General features: G+C 71.3%; 19 protein-coding genes. 10 read left to right on the top strand and 9 right to left on the bottom strand.

The window, feature by feature from the left end; all coding sequences use genetic code 11:
* Positions 1–631 precede the first annotated feature (631 nt).
* Together WMF19_RS39705 and WMF19_RS39710 are read left to right on the top strand one after the other, a co-directional pair.
* Positions 632–1036, top strand: a complete 405-nt coding sequence (locus tag WMF19_RS39705; RefSeq protein WP_437895103.1) for a hypothetical protein — start codon at positions 632–634, stop codon at positions 1034–1036.
* A gap of 499 nt (positions 1037–1535) precedes the next feature.
* A complete protein-coding gene (locus WMF19_RS39710; protein WP_437895104.1) occupies positions 1536–2663 on the top strand; it encodes a DUF4419 domain-containing protein in 1128 nt (375 codons plus the stop codon).
* Between the two features lie 29 nt (positions 2664–2692).
* On the opposite strand, the gene WMF19_RS39715 is transcribed toward WMF19_RS39710, so the two are convergent.
* A complete protein-coding gene (locus tag WMF19_RS39715; protein WP_437895105.1) occupies positions 2693–5029 on the bottom strand; it encodes an AAA family ATPase in 2337 nt (778 codons plus the stop codon).
* Positions 5030–5602: 573 nt separating this feature from the next.
* Here WMF19_RS39715 and WMF19_RS39720 point away from each other — a divergent pair.
* Positions 5603–7207: a hypothetical protein gene (locus WMF19_RS39720; RefSeq protein WP_437895106.1), complete on the top strand. Its 1605-nt coding sequence runs from the start codon at positions 5603–5605 to the stop codon at positions 7205–7207.
* A gap of 104 nt (positions 7208–7311) precedes the next feature.
* Here WMF19_RS39720 and WMF19_RS39725 read toward each other — a convergent pair whose 3' ends face one another.
* A complete protein-coding gene (locus WMF19_RS39725) occupies positions 7312–7857 on the bottom strand; it encodes a hypothetical protein (RefSeq protein ID WP_437895107.1) in 546 nt (181 codons plus the stop codon).
* 255 nt (positions 7858–8112) lie between these two features.
* On the opposite strand from WMF19_RS39725, the gene WMF19_RS39730 reads away from it, so the two are divergent.
* Positions 8113–10623 carry a PAS domain-containing protein gene (locus tag WMF19_RS39730; RefSeq protein ID WP_437895108.1) on the top strand — a complete coding sequence of 837 codons (2511 nt, stop codon included), beginning with the start codon at positions 8113–8115 and terminating at the stop codon, positions 10621–10623.
* Between the two features lie 15 nt (positions 10624–10638).
* On the opposite strand, the gene argF is transcribed toward WMF19_RS39730, so the two are convergent.
* The 3 genes from argF to WMF19_RS39745 form a co-directional block, all read right to left on the bottom strand.
* Positions 10639–11574, bottom strand: coding sequence for an ornithine carbamoyltransferase (gene argF / locus WMF19_RS39735; protein ID WP_437895109.1), 936 nt, complete (start codon positions 11572–11574; stop codon positions 10639–10641).
* Positions 11575–11719: 145 nt separating this feature from the next.
* The gene (gene rtcA / locus WMF19_RS39740; protein ID WP_437895110.1) at positions 11720–12739 is read right to left on the bottom strand and encodes an RNA 3'-terminal phosphate cyclase; all 1020 of its coding nucleotides are present in this window, start codon (positions 12737–12739) and stop codon (positions 11720–11722) included.
* A gap of 52 nt (positions 12740–12791) precedes the next feature.
* Positions 12792–14018: an RtcB family protein gene (locus tag WMF19_RS39745; RefSeq protein WP_437895111.1), complete on the bottom strand. Its 1227-nt coding sequence runs from the start codon at positions 14016–14018 to the stop codon at positions 12792–12794.
* 219 nt (positions 14019–14237) lie between these two features.
* Here WMF19_RS39745 and rtcR point away from each other — a divergent pair, with 219 nt between their 5' ends.
* Positions 14238–15893, top strand: coding sequence for an RNA repair transcriptional activator RtcR (gene rtcR / locus WMF19_RS39750; RefSeq protein ID WP_437895112.1), 1656 nt, complete (start codon positions 14238–14240; stop codon positions 15891–15893).
* Between the two features lie 226 nt (positions 15894–16119).
* Complete coding sequence (locus WMF19_RS39755) at positions 16120–16734, top strand: glutathione S-transferase family protein (protein ID WP_437895113.1); 615 nt, start codon at positions 16120–16122, stop codon at positions 16732–16734.
* 83 nt (positions 16735–16817) lie between these two features.
* Here WMF19_RS39755 and WMF19_RS39760 read toward each other — a convergent pair whose 3' ends face one another.
* Complete coding sequence (locus WMF19_RS39760) at positions 16818–18299, bottom strand: M16 family metallopeptidase (RefSeq protein WP_437895114.1); 1482 nt, start codon at positions 18297–18299, stop codon at positions 16818–16820.
* A 9-nt stretch (positions 18300–18308) separates the two neighbouring features.
* Positions 18309–19748, bottom strand: a complete 1440-nt coding sequence (locus tag WMF19_RS39765) for a M16 family metallopeptidase (RefSeq protein WP_437895115.1) — start codon at positions 19746–19748, stop codon at positions 18309–18311.
* Positions 19749–20152: 404 nt separating this feature from the next.
* On the opposite strand from WMF19_RS39765, the gene WMF19_RS39770 reads away from it, so the two are divergent.
* From WMF19_RS39770 to WMF19_RS39785, 4 genes are all read left to right on the top strand, one after another.
* Positions 20153–21478: a GDSL-type esterase/lipase family protein gene (locus tag WMF19_RS39770; protein WP_437895116.1), complete on the top strand. Its 1326-nt coding sequence runs from the start codon at positions 20153–20155 to the stop codon at positions 21476–21478.
* A gap of 184 nt (positions 21479–21662) precedes the next feature.
* Positions 21663–22208 carry a chalcone isomerase family protein gene (locus tag WMF19_RS39775; RefSeq protein WP_437895118.1) on the top strand — a complete coding sequence of 182 codons (546 nt, stop codon included), beginning with the start codon at positions 21663–21665 and terminating at the stop codon, positions 22206–22208.
* A gap of 22 nt (positions 22209–22230) precedes the next feature.
* The gene (locus WMF19_RS39780) at positions 22231–22827 is read left to right on the top strand and encodes a TIGR00725 family protein (RefSeq protein ID WP_437324998.1); all 597 of its coding nucleotides are present in this window, start codon (positions 22231–22233) and stop codon (positions 22825–22827) included.
* Between the two features lie 63 nt (positions 22828–22890).
* On the top strand, positions 22891–24669 hold the full coding sequence (locus tag WMF19_RS39785) for a serine/threonine protein kinase (protein ID WP_437895119.1): 1779 nt from the start codon (positions 22891–22893) through the stop codon (positions 24667–24669).
* 231 nt (positions 24670–24900) lie between these two features.
* On the opposite strand, the gene WMF19_RS39790 is transcribed toward WMF19_RS39785, so the two are convergent.
* Together WMF19_RS39790 and WMF19_RS39795 are read right to left on the bottom strand one after the other, a co-directional pair.
* Entirely contained in the window at positions 24901–25680 is a 780-nt protein-coding gene (locus tag WMF19_RS39790) for a nucleotidyltransferase domain-containing protein (RefSeq protein ID WP_437895120.1), read from the bottom strand.
* The gene (locus WMF19_RS39795; RefSeq protein ID WP_437895122.1) at positions 25677–26999 is read right to left on the bottom strand and encodes a DNA polymerase beta superfamily protein; all 1323 of its coding nucleotides are present in this window, start codon (positions 26997–26999) and stop codon (positions 25677–25679) included. The genes WMF19_RS39790 and WMF19_RS39795 overlap by 4 nt, the downstream gene beginning before the upstream one ends.
* Position 27000 lies beyond the last annotated feature (1 nt).

The following is a 27000-nucleotide window of genomic DNA, read 5'->3' on the forward strand; positions in this document are numbered from 1 at the left end:
AGGCTGGGTGGAGCCCTTGGGGAGGCCGCCATCGGAAGGAGCGGATCGAGGCCTGACGGTGGGCTCGGTGGTCTGGGGCTGCGTGGAGCCCTTGGGGAGGCCACCATCGGAAGGGGCGGATTGAGGCCTGACGGTGGGCTCGGTGGTCTGAGGCTGGGTGGAGCCCCTGGGGAGGCCGCCGTCGGAAGGGGCGGATCGAGGCCTGACGGTGGGCTCGGTGGTCTGAGGCTGGGTGGAGCCCCTGGGGAGGTCGCCGTCGGAAGGGGCGGATCGAGGCCTGACGGTGGGCTCGGTGGCCTGAGGCTGGGTGGAGCCCCTGGGGAGGCCGCCATCGGAAGGGGCGGATTGAGGCCTGACGGTGGGCTCGGTGGCCTGAGGCTGGGTGGAGCCCTTGGGGAGGCCGCCATCGGAAGCAGCGGATCGAGGCCTGACGGTGGGCTCGGTGGCCTGAGGCTGGGTGGAGCCCCTGGGGAGGCCGCCATCGGAAGGGGCGGATCGAGGCCTGACGGTGGGCTCGGTGGTCTGAGGCTGGGTGGAGCCCCTGGGGAGGCCGCCATCGGAAGCAGCGGATCGAGGCCTGACCGGATCCTGCAGGTTCCCGGCGCTGGAGACCGGCGGTCTCGGTGTCGCGGTGGGTGAGCTTGGCGCACTGGTGGGTGCTCGGCCGACGTTGGCGCTATTATTGCCGGTCGTCGTGCTCCCGGAATGGCTCCCTGATGGATTGTGCGGAGCGGCCGTCGTCGTGGTCGTCGGGCCGGGTGAGCTCGTGCGGCTGGTGCTCTTTCGCGTGACGGGATCCCAGCCGGAGAAGGGGTCTGGCTTCGGGCTCGGGCTGGGGGCCGCGGCCTGGTTCACGGCGTTGGGCGCGGCTGCGCTGCTGGACGTGCTGCCTGCGTCGGTCAGGGGATGCGCGAAATTGCCCGCGCTCTTTACCTGGGCGCGCAACCCCGATCGGACACCTGTGGCTTTCGACGGCGAAGGGCTGCGCGAAGGGCTGCGCGAGGAGCTGCGCGAGGAGGGCATGCGCCATGAATGACGCGAAACTCATGCGCTGCCAAGCTCCTCGCCTGGAGGCGGGATATGCCGTGCCATGCACCCTGCTCGGCCAGCAGCGCATCTCTCCGGATCTGCCTTGTGGACCGGGAGATGCCCGCACCTTCGCGCCATTGTTGCGCTCCCCCGGGACCGAATCCGCGCATGCATCCAGGGCGACGCGACGACGAGCCTCGCGATTGCGGTCGGTCCGCCGAGCAGGTAACCTGGCGCTCCAATTGTAAGCACGGGCGTGTTAGCCTTACTGGAATGTTCCGTTCTAGGTGAGCGCTTGCTGTCTCTCCGCTCACGCATCTGGTGCACGGCCGTGCGTCGGCGCGTCCGACGAGGCCGAGGTGCTGCCGAGGCGATTCCAAGGTTGAGCCCGCTGCGCGGCTGCCGCCGGCGCGAGTTGTCTCGCGCGGCGCGCTTGTGTACGAGGTTCTTTCTACGGCAGCGCTGGCCCATGAAGCCGTCGCGCAGGGCCAGGAGGACGAGTAGCTATGAGCGTCACGACGATCGACGTTGCCGAGGTCGCGCCTTCGACGGCGCCCCTGCCTACGTTCGACGAAGAAGCTTCGGTGCAGAGCCTGCTCGTCTCGCCCATCGAGGCCGCCTACCGCCATCGCCTGCCGCTCGTCGGGCGCACGGACGTGCACCCGCTCGTCCAGGCAGCGTACATGGCGTTCACCCAGCGCTATCCGCTCGTGCTCTCGCCCGACGTGATATGGCTCTGCCTGGCGCGGGGGCTCACGCTCCACATCGCGGCGAACGAGGCGCAGCGGCGCAAGTTCATCCGGGAGGACCGCGACTTCGAGCTGACGCTCGAGCGGCCTGATTTCACGCTCGGCCAGGTGAACCCGTGGCCCATCACGTTCTCGGAGCTATCCGCCCAGACCGCCGCGCAGGTCGGCGGGCTGAAGGAGCTCTTGACAGCCGACTTCTCGACGACAGGGCCGGTCGAGCGGGTGGCCTCGGAGCTCACGGTGACAACCCCGCTCGCGCCGCACTTCGAGTGGGAGCCGCCTTTCCCGGTCGACATGGTGTTTCCGAGACCCGGAATCCCGCGCATCTACCTGATGGGTACGGCGGATGACTGGCGCTCGGTGCGGCAGCGCGCGGAGGCGTTCGGCCCGCTCGGCGCGGAGCGCTGGACCCGCGCGCTCCTGCCCGTGCTGGACCAGATCGTCGCCTCGGCGGAGGGGCGCCAGCCTCCGGATCCGGCGTTCTGGCGCGCCTTCTTCCGGTACGAGAACGCCGCGGACGAGCTCACCGGCTGGATTCACGTGCTCTTCCCCTACCTCCGCGCGTGGCCCGCAGATCACTTCATCCCGAATACGCACCTCGACGACTGGCTCGAGCGGTGGACGGCGGCAGAGGCTCGGCGCAACCCGCTCGTAGCGCTGGCGGATCCGCAGGGGCCGGGGTTCGCTCGGCTCCCGCCGGCGCTGACGAGCGCGCCGCTGCGGCTCGTCGACGCGCACCGCCAGGAGCACTCCCTGGAGCTCATCAGCGGGCTCATCGGCGTCACACAGGACCCGCACTCGCTCGCGCTCATCCCGGAGTTCGTCTGGGCCGTTTTGCACGAGGAGCCCGGGGCCGCGCCCGAGGCGCCCATCGAAGCGGGCTGAGCGCCGGACGACCGCCGCTCCCCCCTGGCCTACCCGAACCGCACCTCGAGCCCCGCGCCCCCGCCCTCGACCACGATCTCCCTGTCCCGGCACCCCGGATCCTCCGCCATGCGCGCCGCGATCGGCGTGATCACCCGCTCCTCGATCACCCGCTTCAGCGGCCGCGCCCCGCGCCTCGGATCGAACCCCGCCTCGGCCAGGAAGGATCGCGCCTCGGGCAGCACACGGAGCCTCAGGTTGCGCCGCACGAGCCCGGTGCGCGCCTCGGCCTTGGCGAGCTCGAGATCGACGATCCTGAGCACGCTGTCGCGCCCGAGGCCCCGGAACTGCACGACGTGGTCGATGCGGTTCACGAACTCCGGCCGGAAATGCTCGCGCACGCCCGCCGGCGCCGCGCGCCGCGCGCCCGGGACGAGGGCGCGCTCGTCGTCGCCGCCGAAGCCGACGGGCGCCCGGTCGGCGACGCCGAGGTTCGAGGTCATCACGATGAGCACCATCCGGAAATCCACGTGGCGCCCGTCCTCGTCCGTCAGCCGGCCCTCGCCGAGGATCGCGAGCAAGAGGTCGAACACCTCGCGGTGCGCCTTCTCGATCTCGTCGAGGAGCACGAGCGACAGCGGCTCCTGCCGCACGCGCTGCGCCAGCGTCGTCGCGTCCGGCCCCGCCGCGAGCAGGCGCGCCGACGAGCCCGGGAGCCTGTACTCGCTCATATCGAGCCGGATCATCCGCCCCTCGTCGCCGAACATCGCCCGCGTGAGCTCCTTCGCGAGCTCCGTCTTGCCCACGCCTGTCGGGCCCACGAACAGCAGCGTGCCGCACGGGCGCTCGGGGTCGTTCATCCCGGCCTTGAAGCGCGCCAGCACCCGCGCCGCCGTGTCGCACGCCTCGTCCTGCCCGATCACGCGCCGCTTCAGCCCCCGCGCGATCGTCTCGGCGCTCGCGGGGATCTCGTCGGCGATGAGCTCGATCGGCAGCCCCGAGTGGCGCGCGTAGGCCTCGGACACGTCCCGCGGGTAGAGCACGCGCCCCGGCGCCGCTCCGGCCGCCTCCGCCTCCGCGCCGGCCCGGGCGCCTGCCTCCTGCGCGAGCCAGTCGAAGAAGCGGAACGCCTTGCCGGGGAAGAGCACGTCGCGCCGGAACATCGCGAGGTGCTGCACCAGCCGCTTCTTGCCCGCCGGGTGCAGCCGGACGCGCGCGTCCTTCCGCGCCTCGTACTCCGCGAGCAGCGCCGGCACCGCGGCCGGATCCGGCTCGCGCAGCCGGACGATCTGGAAGCACGCCACGAGCGAGGCCGCGCGGCGCTGGCACGCCTCGAGCTCCGGCTCGGTGCACTCCGCGATGAGGCTCACCTCGCCGGTCCGGAGCGCCGGCAGGAACACGTCGCCGATCGACGCGCCGTCCGGCTGCGGACGGAGCAGCGGCAAGAGCGCGCCGACGTGGAGCAGATCTCCCTCGTGCGACAGCTCGCCCACGAGCTTCAGGCACCTCGCCTGCCACATGCCGAGGTACATCATCCCGGCGAGGAGCCGATCGGCCGACGTGCTGAACAGGCCCGGCGAGCTCGCGCGCGCCTTGTCCCTTCGCCACGCCGCGAACCGCCGCGCCAGCCGGTGGACCCAGGTCGTCTTGCCGACGCCCGGGCCGCCCACCAGCAGGATCGACGGCGGCGGCGCGGCGTGCGCGGCGCGCGCCACGTCGAACAGCGGCAGCACCTGCTCCAGCTCCTCGGACTCGCCCACCGCGAGCGGCAGCCGCTGGCGCGCGGCCTTCTCGACGAGATCCTCGGAGACGGCGTGCAGCGTGGGGCGCTCGTCCTCCGGGCGCCGAGCGCTCCGCCCGGCCCGCTCCATCCGGCGCGGCGACCACGGGCGCACGTACTCGTCTCCCTCCCGGCGAAAATCGAAGAGCGACCGCGGGGACTCGCCGAGCAGCGCGCTCGTGACGAGCTGGCGGAGCACGTCGGGCGCAATCGAGAGATCCTCGAGGACCACGGACCAGCCGAAGCGGGGGAGCATCACGCGGACTCCCCCCTCGGCGAGCTTGCTCGCGAGGTACGTGAGCCGCAGCGGGATCTGGCGCCGGCCGACGACGGCGGTCCGCTTGACCGTGGTCTGCGGGTGGACGTCGACGTCCAGCGAGCGGACCTCGAACGACTCGTCCCACAGGTAGCGATCGAGATCGTCCTCGTCCGTGGCCAGCCGCGCGTGGAGCTCGACCTCGATCGCGCGCAGCACGTCGTCCTCGGAGGCGCCATAGGCGGACGGCGCCGGACGATCGAAGAGGAATGCCCACGTGCGCAGGAGGATGCCGGTGAAGCGGCCGTCGTGGTGGGCGATGAAATAGACGCGGAGCGATTTCTTGGTCATACGGTGGCGGTGGAAACGCGCAGCCTGAGCGCGCGAGCCTACCACACCCGGGCAACTCCCCGGGCCGGGAGCGCCGCTGCGCTGGTCGGCCGCGCTGTTGGTTGTTTCGTTGCGCGCGACGTCGTTTCATTGCTCCGCTCTTCCATTTCGCCATTGCGACGATTCCGCCGCAGTCGGTCGCTCGGCGCCCTGAGGAGGCCTGTCCAGGCGCGAAGTGGAGCGGCGTCGGAATACGCTGACGGTCGGCTCAACGTCAGATCAACTCCATGCGTCGTGGTGACGGCGTGCGTCAAAACGGATGCGCGCTGCGACGCAGGAACGCCTGTGCTGCATAATTCTGGCGGTGCGGAGATGTGTAATCTCATCCACCCTGGCCTCCTCGGGAGGTGTAGAGTGGTGTTCATGCCGCAAACACCTTATTTCATGACGCCTCGCCGCCGCGCGGCTCGAGCCGCCTTTTCCTTGTTCCTCTCGCTTGCCCCGCTCGCGGGGGCCGTGCCCGCGAGCGCTGCTGTGACGCAGCTGGATGGTACGCGCCTGCCCACGGCGGTCAGCGCCAACGAGCTTAACCTCGTGACGGGCCGCGGTTTCCCCAGGGATGCCGTCACGCTCGATGGGCTCTTCGGGTACCGGGGGGAGGACATCGATCCCGTGGCCGACGCGAGCACGGAGCCAGGTGTCTTCTCGCCGCTCTGCGGGTTCTCGGGAGAGCTCGTGCTGCGCGGGGGCGGGTGCAAGGTCGCGTTCGGCTGGTACAACGCGAACGCGAGCGGCACGCGCCCGCCGGACAACCAGATCTACGAGCTGATCCCCGCGGACACCTCGACGGCGTTCAATTGCGAGGACAACGACTTCTGCCCGCTGGCCACGATGGAGACCACCCAGGCGGGGCAGCACGACTGGACGCCGCGGCAGTTCTCGGCGGCGGACATCCGGAACGATCGGCGGTACCAGGGCGGCCTGGTCGGCTTCGCGCTGATCGGCAAGGCGGGCACCTATTGCACCCAGACGAAGTTCTCGCAGCGCGAGCTGAACACCGTCTGCACGAGCTGCACGCCGAACGCGCCGTGGGTGACGACGCTGATCTACACGTCGACCGCCGAGCCCGACGCGTTCTATGTCGCCTTCGAGGACCTGCCCGTGACCGCGACGAGCTGGAAGGGGAGCCAGGGCGGGTACGAGAACGACGGCGATTTCAACGATTTCGTCTACTACATCACCGGCGTGACCTGCAAAGGCGGCGGCGAGGTCTGCGACACGGGCCTGCAGGGCGCGTGCGCCGTGGGCAGGACGGGCTGCGCGACCGAGGGCGAGGTCGAGTGCCTGCCCGTGCTCAAGCCCGGCGAGCAGAAGGAGACCTGCGACAACATCGACAACGACTGCGACGGCGAGGTCGACAACGGTGAGGGGCTCTGCGACGAGGGCTTCGTGTGCAACCGCGGGTCGTGCGTGCCGTACTGCGGGCGCGGCGAGGTCGTCTGTGACGCAGGCCTCGTCTGCGACAACGGCTTCTGCGTGGAGCAGGCGTGCGTCGGCAAGGAGTGCACCGGCGGCCAGATCTGCGTCGGCGGCAACTGCGTGGGCGGGTGCGACGGCGTCGTCTGCCCCGCGAACCAGGAGTGCCAGCTCGGGCGGTGCGTGGATCTCTGCGCTCACATCGAGTGCGAGGACGGCGCGGTCTGCGAGCGCGGCATCTGCCAGTCCAACTGCGGTTGCCGCACCTGCCCCACCGGCAAGGTGTGCGCGGCGGACGGCCGTTGCGTCGACACCGGCTGCGAGGGCAAGACGTGCGCTGACGGGCAGGTCTGCGTCGCCGGGAACTGCGCTGACGCGTGCGCGGGCGCCATCTGCCCCGGCAACGCGCCGTGCGTCAACGGGGTCTGCGGCGAGCCGGTGGTCCACGGCGGCGCCGCCTCCGCCGCGAGCGGAGGGCCGGTAGGACCCGACGTGGGGCTCGACGATCCGGTGGATCTGACCACCGGCTCCGGCTCCGGCTCTGGCTCTGGCTCCGGCGGCGCGAGCGGCGGCACGGGCGGCAACAAGCCCGACGCGTCCTGCGCGTGCCGCGCGGGCGCGACCTCGGAGGCCTCGCCTGCCAGGGTCGGCCTGCTCGGGCTCGGTCTCCTGCTGCTCGCCGGCCGCAGGCGCCGCGCGCGCCGCGCCGCGAGCCGCCCGTAGGCTTGCCCTTGGCGCGCGCCGCGAGCCGTCAGTGAGCCTCGCAACCTCGCGCGCCGCGCCGCGCGCCTTCCGTGAGCCGCGCTCTGGCCCGCCGCGCGCCCGCGTCACCACGCGGAGCGCGCGGCCATCGCCGCGACGAGGCCCCCCACGACGGCCGCCAGGACCCACGCGAGGCGCGCGCCGTACGGTGACGCGGCCGCGGCGCCGGCGGGCAGCGGGAACACCACCGACCGCACCCGCCGGGACTCCGCGTCGACCAGGAGCACGCCGTCGACATCGAACGCGACGCGGTACTCGAGCAGCTGCCGCCGCGTCGCGGGCGTGTCGATGCGCGGCGCGAGCCGGCCCGTCTTCACCTCGGCGACATACCGCCTGGGACCGTGCGCCACGAGGTAGTCGGCGCGGAGCCCGACGCTGACCGGCTCGCCGTCGATGTGGACTCCGTACGAGACCGCCACCTGCCGGCCGACGATGGTGTAGCCGAGCTCGCGGAGGAGCGCCTCGGCGCGGGCCTCTCCCGCGGCGCCCTGCTCCCGGCACCGCGAGAGCCGGCGCCGCTGCGATGCGCGCCTCCACGCGAGCCGGAGCGTCTGGACCAGCCCGAAGGAGAGCGCCGCGCCGGCCACGGCCAGGAGGAGCTCCGGCGGCATGTCGCGGAAATCCACGCAGCGCGGGTTTGCTCAGGAATCGGGATACCGGGCCAAGTTTTCTGCGCCGGGTTGCCTGCGGCTTGCTGGCGCGCATGTCGAGGCGCTCCTATGACAGGGCTGCAAGAGGCATACCGCCTGCTCGTGCTCTGGTGTGGTGGCGTCGTGTTTCAAGAGCGTGCCCGGCTGATCTGGTCAGGGATGCACATCCATCGTCCGCGAGAGCACCCTCATCCTGGATCCGAGGGTCGTCTGCCTGTGATCGAACACGAGGAGAGGCACCGTTCGCAGGTCCGCGCGCTGACCGAGGCCAGCCGCGCGCTCGCGTCGGCGTGTTCGGCGCGCGTGATTCAAGAGATCGTCCTCTCGGCGGCGACGCGTCTGAGCGGCTCCGGCAGGGCCGTCCTGATCCTGAACGACGAGGACGAGCGCCCGGTCGTGCGAGCGGCGCTGGGGCTCGATCCGGCGCTGCTCGCCGAGCTCTGCGGCCGCCCGCTCCCGAGCGTCGACGACGGGATAGCGCGAGCGCTGGACGGGGCGGCCCACGTCGCCGCCGCGCCGCTGATCGTCGACGGCCGTGTCTCTGGCGTGCTCGCGGTCGAGCGGGACGCCCCGGCCTCCGGCGACGATGCCTGGCTGATCGAGGCGCTCGCCGATCAGGCCGCGGTCGCGCTCTCAGGCCCCGCCGATGGCGCCGCGCACGCAGACGCCCGGGAGCAGCGCGCGCGCCTGGAGGCGGACGTGCAGGACGAGCGCTATCGCCTCCTCGGTCGAGCGATCAAGGACCCGATCTGGGATTGGGATATCCGGACGGACCGGGTCGAACGCAACGCGACATTTCATGAGGTCTTCCGCTACACGCCCGAGCAGACGGCCCCGACCGGCGCGTGGTGGGTGGACCGCGTGCTGCCCGAGGATCGCGACCGCATTGCGCGCGCGTTAGAGGAGCTCATCCGCGGGGACGCCGACACCTGGTCGGCGCAGTACCGCGTCTACCGCGGCGACGGCTCCGTCGCCCGCGTGTTCGATCGCGGCACGGTGCTCCGGGACGCGGGAGGCAAGGCGATTCGCATGGTCGGCGCCTCGGTCGACCTGACCGAGCGGTTCCGGATCGAGAGCGCGCTCCAGGACCGGGAGGATCGGCTCCGGTTGGCCACGTGGGCGGCGGACGTGGGCACGTGGCGAGTCGACCTGGAGACGCAGTACGACACGAGGGACGCGAGCCTGAACCGCATCCTGGGCCTGGACGAGCGCGAGACGACGCAGCCCATCAGCGACTGGCTGAGCCGCGTCCACCCGGAGGATCTCGACGCGGTGGTCGCCATGCACGAGCGGAGCGTCCGCGAGCGCTGCATCTACGACATCATCCACCGCATCGTCCGCACCGACGGGTCGATCCGGTGGGTCCACGATCGCGGGCGCATCGTCGCCGATCGGGACGGCTCCCCGCTGTTCTTGACGGGCGCCGTCGTCGACATCACCGAGCTGAAGCAGCTAGAGCGCGAGCGCACGGAGCTGCTCCGCCGCGAGCAGCAGGCGCTCGCCCAGTCGGAGAAGGACCGCATCCGGGCCGAGGACGCGAACCGCATGAAGGACGAGTTCCTCGCGACGGTCTCCCACGAGCTGCGGACGCCGCTCACGGCGATCCTGGGCTGGGCACGGCTGATCAAGGACAAGGACCTCGGCCCGGAGCGCGTCAAGCAGGGCATGGCGTCGATCGAGCGCAACGCCCACGCGCAGGCGCAGATCGTCGACGATATCCTGACGGTCTCCCGGATCATCACGGGCAAGCTGCGGCTCCGCACGATCGCCGTGGATCTCGCCGCGGTCATCGACGCCGCGGTGGACACGATCACGCCGACGGCGAGGGCGAAGGAGATCGAGATCCGCGTCGAGCCGGGCGAGGGGCTCAGCCACGTGTGCGGCGACCCGGATCGCCTCCAGCAGGTCATGTGGAATCTGCTCTCCAACGCGGTGAAATTCACCCCGAAGCGAGGGCTGGTCACCGTCTGGGTGGGGCGGAGCGACTCGCAGGTCGCGATCTCGGTCACGGACAACGGCAAGGGCATCGCCACGTCGTTCCTGCCGTATGTGTTCGACCGCTTCCGCCAGGGCGACTCCTCGCCGACGAGGGCTCACGGCGGGCTCGGCCTGGGGCTCGCGATCGTCCGCCACATCGTCGAGCTGCACGGCGGCACGGTGGAGGCGGAGAGCCCGGGTGAGGGGAGAGGAGCGACGTTCACGGTGATGCTCCCCTTGCCCGCGGCGCCCTCCGCCGCGCACGAGGGGCCGCCGTCTGCGCCGGGGCGCGCCCTGCCGAGGAGCGGGGAGCCGCCGCCGCTCTTCGGCGTTCACGTCCTCGTCGTCGAGGATGAGCCGGACGCCCGGGAGATGCTCGCGTTCTTGCTGGAGGGAGCGGGCGCGCGGGTCACCACGGCCGGCTCGGCGAGCGAGGCCATGAGCGTCCTGGAGCGGCTGAGGCCCGATGTCCTGCTCAGCGACATCGGTATGCCGGGGGAGAGCGGCTATGCGCTGATTCACCAGCTGCGCGCTGCGGGTCGGGACGAGATCCGGCGTATCCCCGCCGTGGCCCTGACCGCCTATGCCCGGCTCGAGGACCGGAGGAGAGCGCTGGCGGCCGGCTTCCAGAAGCACGTCGCCAAGCCGATCGACCCTGCCGACCTGGTGCAGGTCGTCGCGGATCTCACGGGCCGCTCGGGCGGCGACGGGGCCCCCGCCCGGCCCCGGCGCGGCGCCCTCCTCGGTTGACCCTGCGCGGCCGCGTCACGCCAGCTCGACGCCGAGCAGCCACAGCATCAGCGCCTTTTGCACGTGCAGCCGGTTCTCGGCCTGATCCCACACGCGCGAGCGCGGCCCTTCCAGCGTCTCGTCGTCGATCTCCTCGCCGCGGTGCGCCGGCAGGCAGTGGAGCACGATGGAGTGCTGCGCGGCCCTCGCCATCACCTTGGCGTCCACGGTCCAGCCGGCGAACGCGGTGCGGCGCTTCTCCGCCTCGGCCTCGTGTCCCATGCTCGCCCACACGTCCGTGTTCACCACGTCCGCGCCCGCGGCGCCCTCGCGCGGATCGTGCGTGATCGTGACGTGGCCCGTCTTCCGCGCGCGCTCGACCTCGTCCGCGGGCGGCATGTACCCCTCGGGCCCCGCGAGCACGAGGTGGAAATCGAAGAGCTGCGCCGCCTCGAGCCACGAGCGCGCCATGTTGCTCGCGCAGTCGCCGAGGAACGCGATGCGCCGGCCGGCGACGCCGGTCCTGTCCCCGCTCGCCGCGAGCGCCTCCTGGATCGTGAAGATGTCGCTGAGCACCTGCACCGGGTGGCCGTCGTCCGAGAGCGCGTTGATCACCGGCACGCTCGCCTCCGCCATCTCGAGCAGGCGCGCGGTCGACGACGTGCGGAACGCGATCGCGTCGCAGTACCGGGCGAGCACGCGCGCCGTGTCGCGGATCGGCTCGCCGCGGGCGAGCTGGCTGCCCTGGGTGCTCAGCACGACCGGCTGGGCGCCGAGCTGCGCGATGCCGACCTCGAACGACACGCGCGTGCGCGTGCTCGCCTTCTCCAGGACGACCGCGATGGCTCGGCCGGCGAGGATCGTCGTGCGCCGCCCCTTGGGCTCCTCCTTCAGGCGAGCGGCGAGCCTGAGCACCCGGTGCGCTTCGGCCAGGGTCGTGTCCGTGATCTTGAGGTAATCGCGCTTCGCCATTGTCCCGCCTTCCGCGTCGCCGCCGTCCGGGCGCGCCGCCCTGCCGCGGGGCAGCCCGCGACGCAGGGCGCGCCGTACGCTCGTCGTGATGTGGCACAACCGGGACGCCGCCGTCAATCGGCCGTGGATCCGCCGTGGACCGCGCTCAGCGCCAGATCTCGATCTGCCACGCCGCGTCCGAGATCTGCTCGACCGACGCGCGGATCCCGAGGAGATCTCGGAGCAGCCCGAGGTGGGTTGTCGTGTGGGATGACGGGCGCACCGTCCGGAAGGCGCCGCGGCCCGCGAGGGCGATCGGCAAGAGCAGCTGATCGGCCAGGTGCTCGCCCACGGGGACGCCCGCGGCGAGGTAGTCGCGCGCCTCCTCGGCGGCCTTCGTGGCGACGGACTCCGCGCGCACGCCCTTCGCGCCGAACCCGGTGAAGACCTCGGTCACGTGCTCGCTCTCGACGGCGATGGTGATCACGTTGCCTGGGCCGTTCCCGCCCTTCAGCACGCTGGGCTTGAAGCAGCCCGCCTCCCAGCCGAGCACCGCCGCCGCCGCGTCGAGCTCGCGCACCGCGATGGCGCCCGGGAGGTTCGACACCGTCGCGACCGCCCGCCGGCCGCGGATCTCCCCGCGCTCGAGGAGCTCGAGCGGCGCGAGCGCCGGCGCCGGCGCGATCGAGACGCGGGCCAGCCCGCCGCCGGCCGGGTAGAAGCCGGGCGTCACGAGCGTCGCGGTGACGTCCGGCCCCATCCTCCGCACGAGCGGCAGGTAGGCGAGGTCCAGGAAGTCGAACGGCGGCGCCAGGGGGTTGTGCGTGCCGCCCTCGAGCGTGAGCGCGGACGGCGCGGGCGCGCGGAGCAGCGCGGGCAGGACGGTCTGCAGCACGAGCGTCGTGCTCCCCGCGCTCCCGACCTGGAACGTGTGCTCGCCTGGGACGATCGCGGTCGGTCGAAACACGATCTCCTGCGAGCCGAGCGCGGCGCCCGACACCTCGGCGCGGCCGATCTGGGCCGCGGCCCGGACCGAGGTCAGGTGTTGCCGCATCAGGCCCGGGCGCGCGCGGCCCTTGCGGATCGACGTGATACGGACGGGCGTCTGCGTGATCAGCGAGAGGCCGAGCGTCGTGCGGAGGATCTGGCCCCCTCCCTCTCCGATGGATCCATCGATGGTCAGCATGGCGATCGGCTCTCCCCTGGATGAGCGATATCACGGCGCCGGGGCGCGCGGCTCACCCCTTCACGCAGACGACCTGCCGCAGGGTGTGGACGATCTCGACGAGATCCTTCTGCGCCTTCATCACGTCGTCGATCGGCTTGTAAGCCGCCGGCGTCTCGTCGATCACGTCCTCGTCCTTGCGGCACTCGACGCCCGCGGTCGCGGCCTCGTGGTCCGCGACGGAGAAGCGGCGGCGCGCCTCGCCCCGCGACATGACGCGGCCCGCGCCGTGGCTCGAGCTGCAGAAGCTCTCCGGGTTGCCGAGCCCGCGGACGATGAACGACCGCGCGCCCATGCTGCCCGGGATGATCCCGAGATCGCCCGCCTGCGCGCGGACGGCGCCCTTGCGGGTCACGAGGACGTCCTTCCCGTAGTGGTGCTCGCGCGCCACGTAGTTGTGGTGGCAGTTCACAGCCGCCACGGTCGCGTCGAAGGGCGGCAGCTCGCCCGAGCCGCGGAGCGCCTCGACCACCTGCGCCATCATCAGCTCGCGGTTCACCGCCGCGAAGTCCTGCGCCCACGACACCGCCTGCATGTAATCGTGGAAGTGCCTCGTCCCGTCCGGCAGGTACGCGAGGTCGCTGTCGGGCAGGTGGATGAAGAAGCGCCTCATCTCCTGCTTGGCCAGCTCGATGAAGTAGCTCCCGACCCGGTTGCCGACGCCGCGCGACCCGCTGTGCAGCATGACCCAGACGCGGTCCTCCTCGTCGAGGCAGAGCTCGATGAAGTGGTTGCCGGTCCCGAGCGTGCCGAGGTGCTCGATGGCATAGCCACGCCCGACGCGCGGGTGCTTCTCGACGATCTGCCGGTACCGCGGCTCGAGCTCGGCCCACGCCGCGACCTGGGCGGGGGGCGGCGAGCGCCACGCGCCGCGGTCGTTCTTCCCGCCGTTGTCGGTGCGGCCGTGCGGCACGGCGCCCTCGATGGCCGTCCGGAGCCCGCGCAGCGCGTCCGGCAGCTGCGACGCGGAGAGGCTCGTGCGCGCCGCCATCATCCCGCAGCCGATGTCGACGCCCACCGCCGCCGGGATGACCGCGCCGCTCGTCGCGACCACGCTCCCCACGGTCGCGCCGATGCCCTGGTGCGCGTCGGGCATCACGGCGATCCACTTGTGGATGAACGGCAGCGCGGCGAGGTTCTTGAGCTGCGTCTCCGCGGCGGTCTCGAACGGCACGCCGACCGTCCACGCCTTGATGGGCACGCCCGAGTCCGTGGGGATGACGTTGTAGCTTCGGTCCATGGCAAGATCTCCGGTGAGGGGTCGAGCCGTCCGGCTCGCGCCGCGACGCTCGCTCTCGGTGGGGTCCGTCGGTCTCCGTCGGTCTTCGTCGGTCTCCGTCGTTTCCGCCGGTCCGTCGTTCCTGCGCATCGCACGGCGCGTGCCACTCGAAATCCAGGCGATCGCGGGCCCCTGGCCCTGCGGATTAGACCTGTGTATAAAACGGTTAGAGAATCTTCTATGACACGCAAGACCACCGTGGTCCTCGGCATGCTCGGCCCGACGCTGGACACCGGAAAGACGCCGGAGCGCTGGTCGCGCTGGCGCCCGAGCGTGGCGCTCTGCCAGCACGAGGACCTGATCGTCGATCGGTTCGAGCTGCTCTACCAGCGCCGCTTCGAGGGCCTGGCCGAGACGGTGATGGGCGACGTGCGGCACGCCTCGCCGGAGACGGACATCCGCGCTCACGTGGTCGAGGTGGACGATCCTTGGGACTTCGAGGCGGTGTACGGCGCGCTCCACGACTTCGCGAGGGCGTACCCGTTCGCGCCGGACCGGGAGGACTACCTCGTCCACATCACGACGGGCACGCACGTCGCGCAGATCTGCCTGTTCTTGCTCACGGAGTCGCGGTACTTCCCGGGTCGGCTCATCCAGACGTCGCCGCCGAAGCGCGACCGTGAGGAGCTCGCGGCCGGGTCGTTCACGATCATCGATCTCGACCTCTCGAAGTACGACCGCATCGCGTCGCGCTTCCAGAAGGAGCAGCGCGAGGGGGTGTCGTTCTTGAAGAGCGGCATCGACACGCGCAACGCGGCGTACAACCGGCTGATCGAGCGGATCGAGCACGTGGCGATCGCGTCGCGCGCGCCCATCCTGCTGATGGGCCCGACGGGGGCGGGGAAGTCGCAGCTCGCGCGGAAGATCTACGACCTCAAGAAGGGGCGCCGGCAGGTGGGCGGCGATTTCGTGGATCTGAACTGCGCGACGATCCGCGGCGACGGGGCGATGTCGGCGCTGTTCGGGCACACGAAGGGGTCGTTCACGGGGGCGCTCCAGGACCGCCCGGGGCTCCTGCGCAAGGCGCACGAGGGGGTGCTGTTCCTCGACGAGATCGGCGAGCTCGGCGCGGACGAGCAGGCGATGCTGCTGCGGGCGATCGAGGAGAAGGCGTTCTTGCCGGTCGGCTCGGACAGGGAGGTGAGGAGCGAGTTCCAGCTGCTCGCCGGCACGAACCGGGATCTCGGGCTGGAGGTGGCGGCGGGGCGCTTCCGGGAGGACCTCCTGGCGAGGATCAACCTGTGGACCTTCCGGCTCCCGGGCCTCCGGGAGCGGGTCGAGGACATCGAGCCGAACCTCGATTACGAGCTCGACGCCTCGGCACGGCTGCTCGGCGTGCGGATCACGATGAGCCGCGACGCGCGCGCGCGGTTCCTCGCGTTCGCGACGTCGCGAGATGCGGTGTGGCCGGGCAACTTCCGGGACTTCAACGCGGCCGTGACGCGGATGGCGACGCTCGCGCCCGGGGGGAGGATCAGCGTGCCGATCGTGGACGAGGAGATCGGGCGCCTGGTGGAGGCCTGGCGGCGAGCGCCGGCGGCGGGCGGGCGAGCGCTCGCCGCGGGCGGCGCGGCGGGGGAGGGGAGCGACGGGGACGATCCCGTGGTCGCGGCGCTCGGCGCGCGCCGGGCGGCGGCGCTCGACCCGTTCGACCGGGTGCAGCTCGCCGAGGTGCTGCGGGTGCTGAAGGGCGCGCGGTCGCTGTCGGAGGCGGGACGGGTGCTGTTCGCGGCGTCGCGGGCGAAAAAGAAGAGCGTCAACGACGCGGACCGTCTGCGGAAGTACCTGGCGCGGTTCGACATCGACTGGAGCGAGGTGGTGGCGGAGGGCGGGTAGAGGGGGGGTAACGGCGAAGGGCCGCTCATCTCGGGTGACAGAAGATCCTCTGTGCGATCCTGTACCCCGGAAGAGCGACGCTATACCCCTGATTCATCCAGGCAGCCAAGGCGCCGCCCTCCCTCAACAGCGTGCTGGCCCGGTTGACGCCGGCGCGGATGGTTTGATATCCATCCAGCGGGCCAGCTGGCTGCGCCCCGGCGGCGCGGGTCCGAACGGAGGTCAGATGAAGCTCTACTACTCGCACAACTCAAACCCCCGCCTCGCCGTGGCTGTGGCACGGCACGTCCAGGCGCCGGTGGAGTTCATCCGCGCGGCCCCGTTCGCGCCGGACCAGATCGAATTCTTCCGAACGCTCAACCCCAACACGCGCGTTCCGATCCTCGTCGAGAACGGCGTGCCCCTCTGGGAGGCCGACGCCATCGCCTGTCGCCTGTGTCAGCTGACTGGCTCGGACTTCTGGCCCGCGCCCGCTCGTCTGCCAGAGCTCCTGCGCTGGCTGAGCTGGGCGCACCAGCATTTCAATCCGCCGGCGAGCGCGCTCTACTTCGAATACATCGTCAAGCCCACGTTCACGACCGACCGAGAAGAGCAGTCGGTGATGGACCGGCACCTGAAGGAATTCCGACAGTTCGCGGAGGTCCTGAACGGCCTGCTGAAGGGCCGCCGCTGGCTGATTGACGACAAGCTGAGCTATGCCGACTTCCGCGTGGCCTTCGTCTTTCCGTATGCCGCGCGCGCGCGGCTGCCCCTGGCCGACTATCCCGAGGTGCAGCGGCTGTCGAACCAGCTGGACGAGATCGAGGCGTGGCGCGATCCGTTCAAAGGCCTGGAGGGATGAGATGAGGAGTCCGCGGGCGCGCGCGGCGGGCTGAGCGCGCCTGCGCTGCGAGCTCGAGCCGAGCTACCGAGGGGAGAAGTAAATCACTCTGGCCCCGTCGTCTTCAGCATCGACCACTGGACGTCGCCGAGGCTCACGAGCTGGTCGTGGAGCAACCGCGGGGGCCCATAGACGGCGATGCCGATCTGGGCGTCAACGTATCGCGCGGCGGCGCGCTGCAGCTGCTCGGCGCTGATGGCGCGCACCCGGCGCTCCAGCGTCGCCAGGTAGTCGAGCGGCAGCGCATTCAGATAGAGGTCCGCGAGAGCCCCGGCGAGACCCGGGGTCGACGACACGGCAGCGGCCGTCTTACCGAGGTAGCGCATCTTCGCCGCCTCGAGCTCGGCCAGCGTCACCGGAGAGCTCTTGAACCGCCGGAGCTCCGTCAGGATCTTCTCCAGGCTCTCCCCTGCGCGATCGACATCGGCGCTGAGATCGATCAACAATTCGCCAGCGGTCCTGCGTTGATAACACGTGGCGTGCACTCCATAGCTGATTCCCGTGTCGTGCCGGAGCGCGGCTGCAGAATGCGACACGGTGAGCCCGCCGATCAGCATGGCGATGAGATCGAAAGCGAGGGCGTCCGGGTCTGACAGGCCGGGGCATGGCAAAGCGACGACCAGGCTGGCGTCGGACGTGCCAGCCGCGATCGCGCCGATCCGGATCTTCTGGTCGCCGCGGGGGACGACCGCTGGCGGCGCTGGCTCAGGCGGCACCTGGCCCTGCGCAGGGGACCATGCGCCAAAGTGGCGGCGCGCGAGCGTGAAGATCGCCTCGGCTTGCACGGCGCCCACGGCGATGAGGGCGCTGTCGCGCGGGCCGTATTGCCGCGAGTAGAAGCTCCTCACCTGATGCCCGGAGAAACCCCTGAGATTGCGCCCAAAGGTCTTGAGTGGCAGCGCCAGAGGGTGATCAGGGCCATACAGCCCCTCGAGGGCGAGCTCGTTCAGCTGCGAAGAGATACCGAGGGAGCGGCTGAACAGCTGCTGGGACTGGGCGCTGCGCGCGCTCTCGAGCGAGTCGGCGTCAAAGACGGGGTGCTGGACGAGCCGCGAAAGAAGCCATGCCGCCTTCTCGGCGCCAGACGCCAGCGTCGTGATCGCGATCGCGGTTCCGGCCGAGCCCACGCTCCACCCGGGGAGCTCACCGCTGATGCGGAGCTGGCGCAGGACCTCGCCGTTCTCCAGCCGCGTCCCCTCGTTCAACATCCGGGCCGTGAGCTCCGCCAGCCCGGCGTTGCGCGGCGCTCCGTCGTCGCGGGCCGCGCGGTTGACGTAGACCAGCGTCACGAGCGGCAGCTCGGGTTGCTCGACGACGAGCGTCGTCATGCCGTTCTCGAGCTCGGTCGCGCGGATGTCGTGCGCCCGCAGCGCTGGCGCAGCCGCGAGCGGCGGCGCGTTTGCGCGGAACTCGGCGTCCGGGGTCGGCGTGAGCGGCAGCAGGGGAGGAGGCAGCTCCACCCGCGAGCCGCAGCCCGCGAGCGCTGCACCGAAGAGCGCGGCCCACCCCATGCTTGCTCGTCTCATGCGGACACCTCAGCGTGCGTCGACGGTCAACTTGCCCTCAGGGGACGCGAGATCCTCGGGTTCCACGCGGACGAGGCGGGCGACGAGGCGCCGATCCGCCGTGAAGTAGCCGCGCAGGCGCAGCATGTCGTCGGGGGTGACGCCGCTGATCTCAGCGATCCGCCGCGCCACGTTGAAGGGTCGCGACGTGGAGCGCAGCGACCGCAGGTGTCGGAACGCGCGCTCCAGCGGCTTATCATGCGAGATGAGCTCGCGGACGATCGCGGTCTGTTTCACCTCCGGTAACAGGGCGCCCCAGTCCATGCCCCACATCTGGCGGATTTCCCGCTCGATCGCCGCCTCGACGCCGTCGTGGGTCGCGTCCTTCGTCAGGGCCGCAGAGACGGAGAACACCGATCCCAGGTCCAGGTCGTCGATGTCCGCATCGACGTGCGACAGGATCCCCTGAGCGTCGACGAGGCGCGCCCGGAGCGACTGCGCCAGCGCGTAGGCGACGAGCCCCGCCGCGACCCGCTCGCGCGACGACGCGAGCGGTGCCGCCCAGCACATCTCGATCTGCTCACGATACACCGCATGCTCGAAGGTCAGTCGCCGCGCCGCGGCGAAGGCGGGCGGGGCCGTCCGCCGGCGCACGAACGGCGCCTTCGGATTGACCACCGGGCCGAAGTACCGCTCCACGAGGGCGCGGGTCGCCTGCGGATCGATGTCGCCGACCAGGATCAGGCGCGCGTTGCTCGGACGGTAGCCTTGCTGGAAGAACCACTGCGCGTGCCGGAGCTCGATCGCCGCCAGATCGTCGAGAGGGAGCTCTGCGCCCGAGTAAGGGTGGTCCTGCCCGAAGATGGCGCGCCAGGTGTGGCGCTGGAACATCTTCTCGATGCCATCGCTCTCCAGGAGCTCATTGCGCACGATCTTCTGCTCGAGCGCGAGCGCCTGTTCGTTGAAGCGCTCGAGCGTGAACGCCATGCGCTCGCTCTCGATCCACAGCGCGAGGGGAAGCGCGGCGGCTGGCACGAGCGCGTAGTAGGCGGTGTAGTCGGGGCCCGTGACCCCGTTCATGCGGTGCACCCCCGCTCGCTCGAGCAGGCTCAGGGCATCGAGCGGCTTCATGTGACGCGAGCCCCGGTACGTCATGTGCTCGACGAGGTGCGCCAGCTGGCTGTAGCCCCGCGGATCATCTCGGCTGCCGATCTCGTACGCGACGACGACGGCCACCGTCGGCTGCCTGTGATCTTCCTCCAGCAGCACCTCGAGGCCGTTGGCCAAGCGGAAGTGGGCGGCGCTCTGCGCCAGGCCCGCGGGAGCTCCCGCCGCCGAGCCGGCGCCCGGAGCTCCCGAGGGGTCCGCCGCTGCCGCGAGGGGCGTAACGACCGCCAGGAGCCCCGCTACCAGCGCTGCCGTCCTCCCTCGTCCCGGCGCCCGCAGCCGCGGCTCTTTCTTGGCGTTCAATGGTTCACCCCTCGCGTGCTGCCTCTTGGCGCATGGACGCTGGAACCGTCGTCCGTGTCAAGCGCGCCGTAGGGGGCCGTATCACCGGAGCGCCCCCTGACGGCACCGCTCGTCGCTCGCCCGGCGTCGCGCGTGCTGGCTTGTGTGGGAGCGCTCGACGCGGATGCCGTCATCGCGAGGTCTTGCCGTCCCGCCGGCGCCACGGAGAGCGTCTCTGTATATTTACCGTTTCAGTTGACAATTCTACCAGACTGGACATTGTCCTGAGCTGTTACGAGCCGTTGTGCAGCGAACTTGTATTTACCGGTTCATCTTGTCGGCGTGGATCGATGACGGGGGTCACCTCCGTTGTTGATCGTGGCGCCGAACTGCCCCAGAGTGCCCGGCGCTGGAGGTCAGTTTCGATGGCTTTGCGTTCATTTCACCAGTCACCTTTCCTGGTTCTCGCGCTGGGGGCGGTAGTCCTCCTGTCGGCCTGCTCGGATGACGACGGCGGTGGCTCGTCGGCGAGCTCCGGGGGCACGGGCGGCTCGTCGGCGAGCTCCGGGGGCTCCGGGAGCACCGCCGCGCAGGGCACGGGCGGCGCGGGCGGTGGCACGGGCGGCGCCGGGGACACGGGTGGCGGCGGCACCGGCGGCGGCGGCGGCGGCACCGGCGATGGCGGCGCCGGCGGCAGTGCAGATGCGCAGGGGATCGTGCCCAATCCCATCATCTCTCGCGGCAAGCCGGCCTTCGCCTCGGCGGGGACGGCGTCGGTGATCAACGACGGCAAGTACAGGTCGGCTGGGACCTGGATCGCGGGCAAGCCCACCTCGGCAGCGCCTGCCTGGGTCGCCATCCAGGTCGGCACCGGGTACGAGCGGCTGCTCCTGAGCTGGACGGCCTCGTACAACTACAACTACACGGACGTGCAATACGGGGCGCCGGGCGCCTACCGCGTGGAGACGTCGAGCGACTCCACGAACGGCTCGGACGGCACCTGGACCAAGGTCGCGGAGGTGACCAACAACCCGGTCCGCACGCGCGCCCACAGCTTCGACTTCGGCGGCAAGAGCTGGGTCCGGCTCGTCGTGACCGCGGCCCCCGCGATGACCGACGACACCGGCGTGCAGCTCGACGAGATCGACGTGCACGACATCTCGAAGGGCGCGGAGGACACGTGGTTCTTCCTCGGCGACAGCATCACGGCGTTCGCCTATGACCGCGACACCCCGGCCACGCAGCCGAGCTTCGCCGAGAACGTGCACGCGGCGCACCCGGCCCACTATCCGGCGATGATCAACGGCGGCATCGGGAGCGAGCTCACCAAGAGCAGCGACAAGCCCAGCGCGCTCGATCGCATCGATGACGTCCTGGAGCTGAACCCCGACTTCCACTACTTCGCCATCGGTTACGGCACCAACGACTCCTGGGGCCAGACCGACCCGAGCACCTTCAAGGCGAACCTTCAGCAGATCATCGACAAGATCGAGGCAGCGGGCCGCGTCCCGGTGCTCGCGCACATCCCGTTCTCGCCGGACGGCAACCACGACGCGGTCCCGGTGTTCAACCAGGCGATCGACGAGCTGACGCAGCAGAACGGCCTCCCTCCTGGGCCGGATCTGTATACGTGGTTCAAGGACCACCCCGACCGGTTCACCGACAAGGTGCACCCGGATCCCGCAGGGCGGGTGGCCATGAACAAGCTCTGGGCCGACGCCGTGGACGGCCTCTACCCGGCCCAGCGGTAGCGCGACCAGACGCCGGGCGAAACGCGACCACGCGACCACGCGACCGAGCGCCCTCGCGGCGCGGGCGCGAGCCTTGACTCCACGCGGCAGCGGGGGCTAGCTCGAGCTGGCGCACGAACGGCAGGCCCGGGGAGCGGTGCCCTCGGGTGGGCTCGGCCGGCCCGCGCCCTCCAGGGGGTCTCCGATGAAGCTCATTCCCAAGAAGCTCATGGTCCTGGTCGTCGCCCTCGCGGCCCTCTTCACCTTCGCCGCCGCCGCCCCGGTCAGGGCCGACGACTGGGCCCTGACGGGCACCGGCGTCCGCGTCAAGACGATCGCGTTCATCGACATCGACGTCTACGAGATCAGCCATTTCATGAAGCAGGCGCCGGCGTCGCGATCGAAGCAGGCGGTGATCGACGCCGACGTCCCGAAGAAGTTCGTCTGGAAGATGCTGCGCGACGTGGACAAGGAGAAGATCCACGACGCGCTGACAGGCGCCTTCGCGATGAACGGGTACAAGGATCAGGCCAAGATCAAGGCGTTCGTGGGCGCGTTCCAGGGGGAGCTGAAGGAGGGGGCGCGCATCACCATCCAGTACGACCCGGAGAAGAAGACCACGACCGTCGCGGTCGGAGGCAACAGCGCGAGCGTCGCCGGCGTGGACTTCATGAAGGCCGTGTGGAGCATCTGGTTGGGGAAGATCGATCAACCGAACCTGGGCGATCAGCTCATCGGCCGGCTGAAATAGCGGGCGCCGGAGCGGAGCCGTGATGGACGACGATCGGGACGAGCGAGAAGACGAGGACACGAAGCGGGACATCGCGCCCTACGTGCCGCGCCGCCCCGTGATGGCGGTGATCGGCAACGGCCTCGCGGTGGACGCGGCGACCGAGGTTGTGTGCGTGGAGCTCGGGCGGCGCGCCGTGGAGGCGGGGTTCCGGCTGGTCACCGGGGGGCTGGGGGGCGTCATGGCCGCCGTGTCGCGCGGCGGGCGCGAGGCGGCGACGTGGCGTGACGGCGATATCCTGGGGATCCTGCCAGGGTACGAGGCGTCCGCGGCCAACCCGTACGTGGACATCGTCGTCCCGACCGGCATGCAGATCGGGCGCAACATCCTGGTCGTCGCCGCGGCCGACGTGGTCGTGGTCGTCGGCGGAGGCGCGGGCACGCTGAGCGAGGTCGCCGTCGCCTGGCAGCTCGGCAAGCCGCTGCTCGCGCTCGCGACGAGCGGCGGCTGGGCGAGGCAGCTCGCCGGGGGGCGCGTTGACGACCGGCGCTCGGATCGGATCGTGTCGGCCGCGAGCGCGGAAGAGGCGGTGGCGACGGCGTGGGAGATGGCGGGCCGCGGCCGCGGCCGGGGGGCGTGACAGGGCGCCGCGCGGCGTCCGCGCGAGCCGGCCGCGAGGCCACCCGTGCTAGCCTCCGCGCCGATGTCGGAAGCGGAAGAGGAGGAGATCCAGCGGCTGAAAGCCCGCGTCGGGACGACCCTCCACGGAAAATGGCGGATTGATGCGCTGATCGGGGCGGGGGGGATGGCGGCCGTCTACGCGGCCACCCATCACGTGGGGCACCGCGTGGCCATCAAGATCCTGCACCCGGAGGGCGCGGTGTCTCGCGAGCTCCGCGCCCGCTTCGAGCAGGAGGCGCTCGCCGCCGCGCGGCTCGGGCACCCGGCCGCGGTGCAGGTCCACGACATCGACGTGACCGAGCGGGGAGAGCCGTTCCTTGTCATGGAGCTACTGGACGGCGAGAGCCTCCGCGAGCGCGTGTTGCGGCTCGGTACGATCTCATTGACCGAGCTCCTGGCTCACATGGACACGCTGCTCGAGGTCATCAAGGCGGCGCACGACGCCGGGATCGTCCATCGGGACATCAAGCCGGACAACCTCTTCGTGACCCGCGATGGGCGGCTCAAGGTGCTCGATTTCGGGATCGCGCGCATGAAGCAGGGCGGCTCGGGGCTGAAGACGCGGACGGGCGCGGTGCTGGGCACGACAAGCTACATGGCGCCCGAGCAGATCCTGGGGAGGAACGTGGACGGGCGGGCCGACCTCTACGCGGTGGGCGCGACGATGTTCACCGTCCTCGCGAACCGTCGAGTCCACGACGACGACGGGCTCACCGAGGGAGAGCTCCTCGTGAAGAGGGGCACGACGCCGGCTCCTCCGCTGTTGACGGTGGCGCCGGGCGTGGATCCGCGGGTCGCGCGCGTCGTGGACCGCGCGCTCGCCTTTCGGGTCGAGCGGCGCTATCCGGACGCGCAAACGATGCTCGCCGACGTGCGCGCCGTGCGCCGGGGCGAGGAGCCGCCCTTCGCGACGGGGGAGCTGGCCAGGATGGACGAGCGCACGCGCGCGTACGGCCGGGCCATCCCCGACGGGCCGCCGGTGGGGGCGCAATATCCGAGCGCGAGCCCGCCGGCCGGGGTGATGCCGGCGGCGGTGGCCGCCTCGACGGGGGCTCCTCCGGGCCAGCCTTATCCGGGGGCGGCGGGGGCGGGGGCAGCGCCCCGGGGGCGGGGGCAGCGCGCACCGGGAGCGACGCAGATCGCCGTCGTCGGCGGGGTGGCGGTGCTGCTCTTCTGCGTGGGAGTCGGGATGGTGCTGCTGCTCTGGCCCTCCCGCGACCAGGGCGCCGGCGACGCTGGCGACAGCGGCGCGCCGGTGTCCCTCCAGGATGTCGCGCAGGCCCGGAGCGCTGCGGTGCTCGCGGTCGACCCCGCCGGCTGCCCGCCGGGCGCGCCTTGCACCTGCCCGGGCGGCAGTCCGGGGAAGGCGCCGGCGAGCTGCCTGCTCACGTGCGGTGACGCGCCCGGCTGCAGGCCGAGCTGCTCCGATCGAGAGAGCTGCGCGAGCCACTGCGCCGGCGACTGCCAGTCTTCCTGTGCGAAAAGCAAGGTGTGCAGCACGACGTGCGCTGACGGCTGCTCCACCGACTGCCGCAACGCGGAGACGTGCCAGGTGACCTGCGGCGCGGGGTGCTCGATCACCTGCGAGGACGTCAACAAGTGCGCCCACGTCGTGGGCGACAGGAGCGTCGTGAGGTGCAATCGGGTCGGTGGGTGCCAGGTGATGTGCATGGGCTCGTGCGCGGTGTCTTGCTCCAATGCCGGGGGAGGATGCCCGGTGACCTGCGTTGGGCAGGGGCCCGCGGTGAAGTGCGGCGATGGCCGCAAGGCGTGCGGGGACGGCTGCGCGCTGCCGCGGTGAAGTGCGGCGATGGCCGCAAGGCGTGCGGGGACGGCTGCGCGCTGCCGCGGTGAAGTGCGGCGATGGCCGCAAGGCGTGCGGGGACGGCTGCGCGCTGCCGCGGTGAGATGAGGCTGGCCGGGCGTTCGCCGGGGGACGAGCGTGGGACCGCGGTGAGCCGTCCAGGGGCCGACGCTCGGGCGTGCCCGTGTCGACACGTCGATGTACGTGCCTGCGAGCCCTCGCCGCGCCTCAGAGCCGGGCCTTGCGCAGCGCGAGCAGCCAGTCGTTGAGCTCTCCGTGGTTGGGCGGCTCCTCCGGCAGCACGGCGTGATCGCGGGCCGCCTCGAGGGTCGTGAAGGCCCGGACGATCTGCTCGGCCCAGCGCTCGACGACGTCGGGAGCGAGCGGCGCCTGCTCGCCGGCGCGCTTGGCCTCGACCAGCTCGCGCGCGGCGCTGAAGCCATAGAGATCGAGGAGCGCGGTGACGTCGGTTACGATCTCGCCCGTCCGGAGGGCGTGGGCGCCGGTCAACGTGGTCCTCAGGACATAGAGGAGCTTCTTCGCCGACGAGCGGCCTCCCGCCTCCCAGGCGCGGAGCTGGCTCGTGGCGAAGCCGATGTAGTGGCGGAAGATCCGGCGCGAGAGCGCGGCGGCGACGAGCGGGCGAAGCGAGGCGAGGTCGGGATCGACGTGGAGCTGGAGGGGGCCGAGGATCCGCTCGATGTAGTTGCCGTTGCCCTGGAGGACGCCGATGAGGACGGGGTGGAGCTCGTTCGAGGTGTAGTCGATCTCGACGCCGTCGATGACCTGCATCCGCTCGGGGCTCGCGTTGCTGCGGTGGAGGCCGAGCAGCTTCTCGGTCGGCTCGACGTGGACCGCCTTGAGGTCGAGGTCGCTGTCCGGCGAGGGGAAGCCGTACGCGTGGGCGCCGCTCAGGGCGATGACGAGGTGCGAACGCTTGGCCTCTTCCTCGGCAATGACGCGCGCCGCGACCTCCTGCTGCTTTGCCTCGAGCACCTGGGGGTTCATCCGTCGTCCTTTCTCTCCTCGTTTCCGGGCGTGGGGGCCGCATCTCCGCCGTCCCAGGTTGCCTCTCCATCGTCCCAGGTTGCGACCGGCGCGGGGGGAGCGTCCTTGCCGAGGGGGCCGGGCTCCGCCGCGAGGTGCCGGCGGGCGATCTCGTCGCGGACCCGCCGGAGGAGCACGTCGGCCCGGGGCACGTCGGGGTGCGGCGGCAGCTTGGTGGCGAGTCGCGCAGCCTCGAGGTCGGGCGTCATCGACTCGGCGAGCTCGATGGTGCGCTCGAGCGGCCACGCGCCGCTCTTGATGGCGAGGAGCGTCTCGCGCAGGTCTCCCTGCACCACGAGATCGACCTCGCCGTCGCGCAGCCAGCGGATGGCGGTCGCGATCAGGCGCACCAGGTTGTAGGCGTTCTTGGGGCGGAGGTCGCGGGCGGGATCGAGCGAGGCCCTGCCCGCGCGCGCGAAGGCCACGAGCGAGGCGAAGTCGCGGGCGGGCAGGAGGCCCTGGTCGTGGAGAGAGCGGTAGAGCTGCTTGATGTACTCCTTCGCCTGGAGCGCCCGGTCAACCTGGGTCGGCGCGGCGCGCGGGCTGACGGCGGCGAGTTTGCGGGCGACGTCGGCGAGCGCCAGCGAGGGGTCGTCGGCGAGCCACTCGAGCACCCGTTCCCGGTGCTCGGCGAGGCGGTGCGCCTGCGAGAGCCGCTTCAGCTGGGAGAGCGCGTAGCGGCCGAAGCTGCCGTAGATAGCCGAGGAGACGAACGCGCCACGCGCATCGAGGAGCCACGCGCCGATGTCGTCGCGCGCCTCGGCCGTCCGGACGAAGAGCAGCTCGAGGGTGTTGGGGTCGGCGCGCAGGGCCTGGCGGATCGCCTTCTCGATCTCCCAATAGGAGGAGCTACCGTCGGTGCTCACGAGGTCCCTGGGCGGCTCGGCGAGGCCTGTGGTCCAGGGGAAGGGGAGAGCGAAGACGCCGCGCCTGTCGGTGTCGGAGCCCTCGTTCGCGAGCCCCCAAGCGCGCGAGCCCACGACGGCCTCGAGGACCACGGTGGGCCGGAGGGCGTCCCAGGCGGCGCTCCGCCGCTCGGCATGCCGCACCTGGCCGGCCTTACGCGGGACGAGCTCGTCGCGGTTGTAGCGGACGACGCCGACGCCGACGAGCATGACGTCGAGCTCCGCGCCGGCCGAGCCGACGACACGCCCGATGGCGCCCTGCGGGACACGTCGATCGCCGAGGAGGCGGTCGACCCGGGTTGTCACCTCGGTGCCATGGGGCAGAGGGACGGCGAGCGGGTCGAGGTGGGTGAGGCCGCGCAGGCGGAGCGCCATG

This window comes from Sorangium sp. So ce124, assembly GCF_051525235.1.
Taxonomy (GTDB): domain Bacteria; phylum Myxococcota_A; class Polyangia; order Polyangiales; family Polyangiaceae; genus Sorangium; species Sorangium atrum.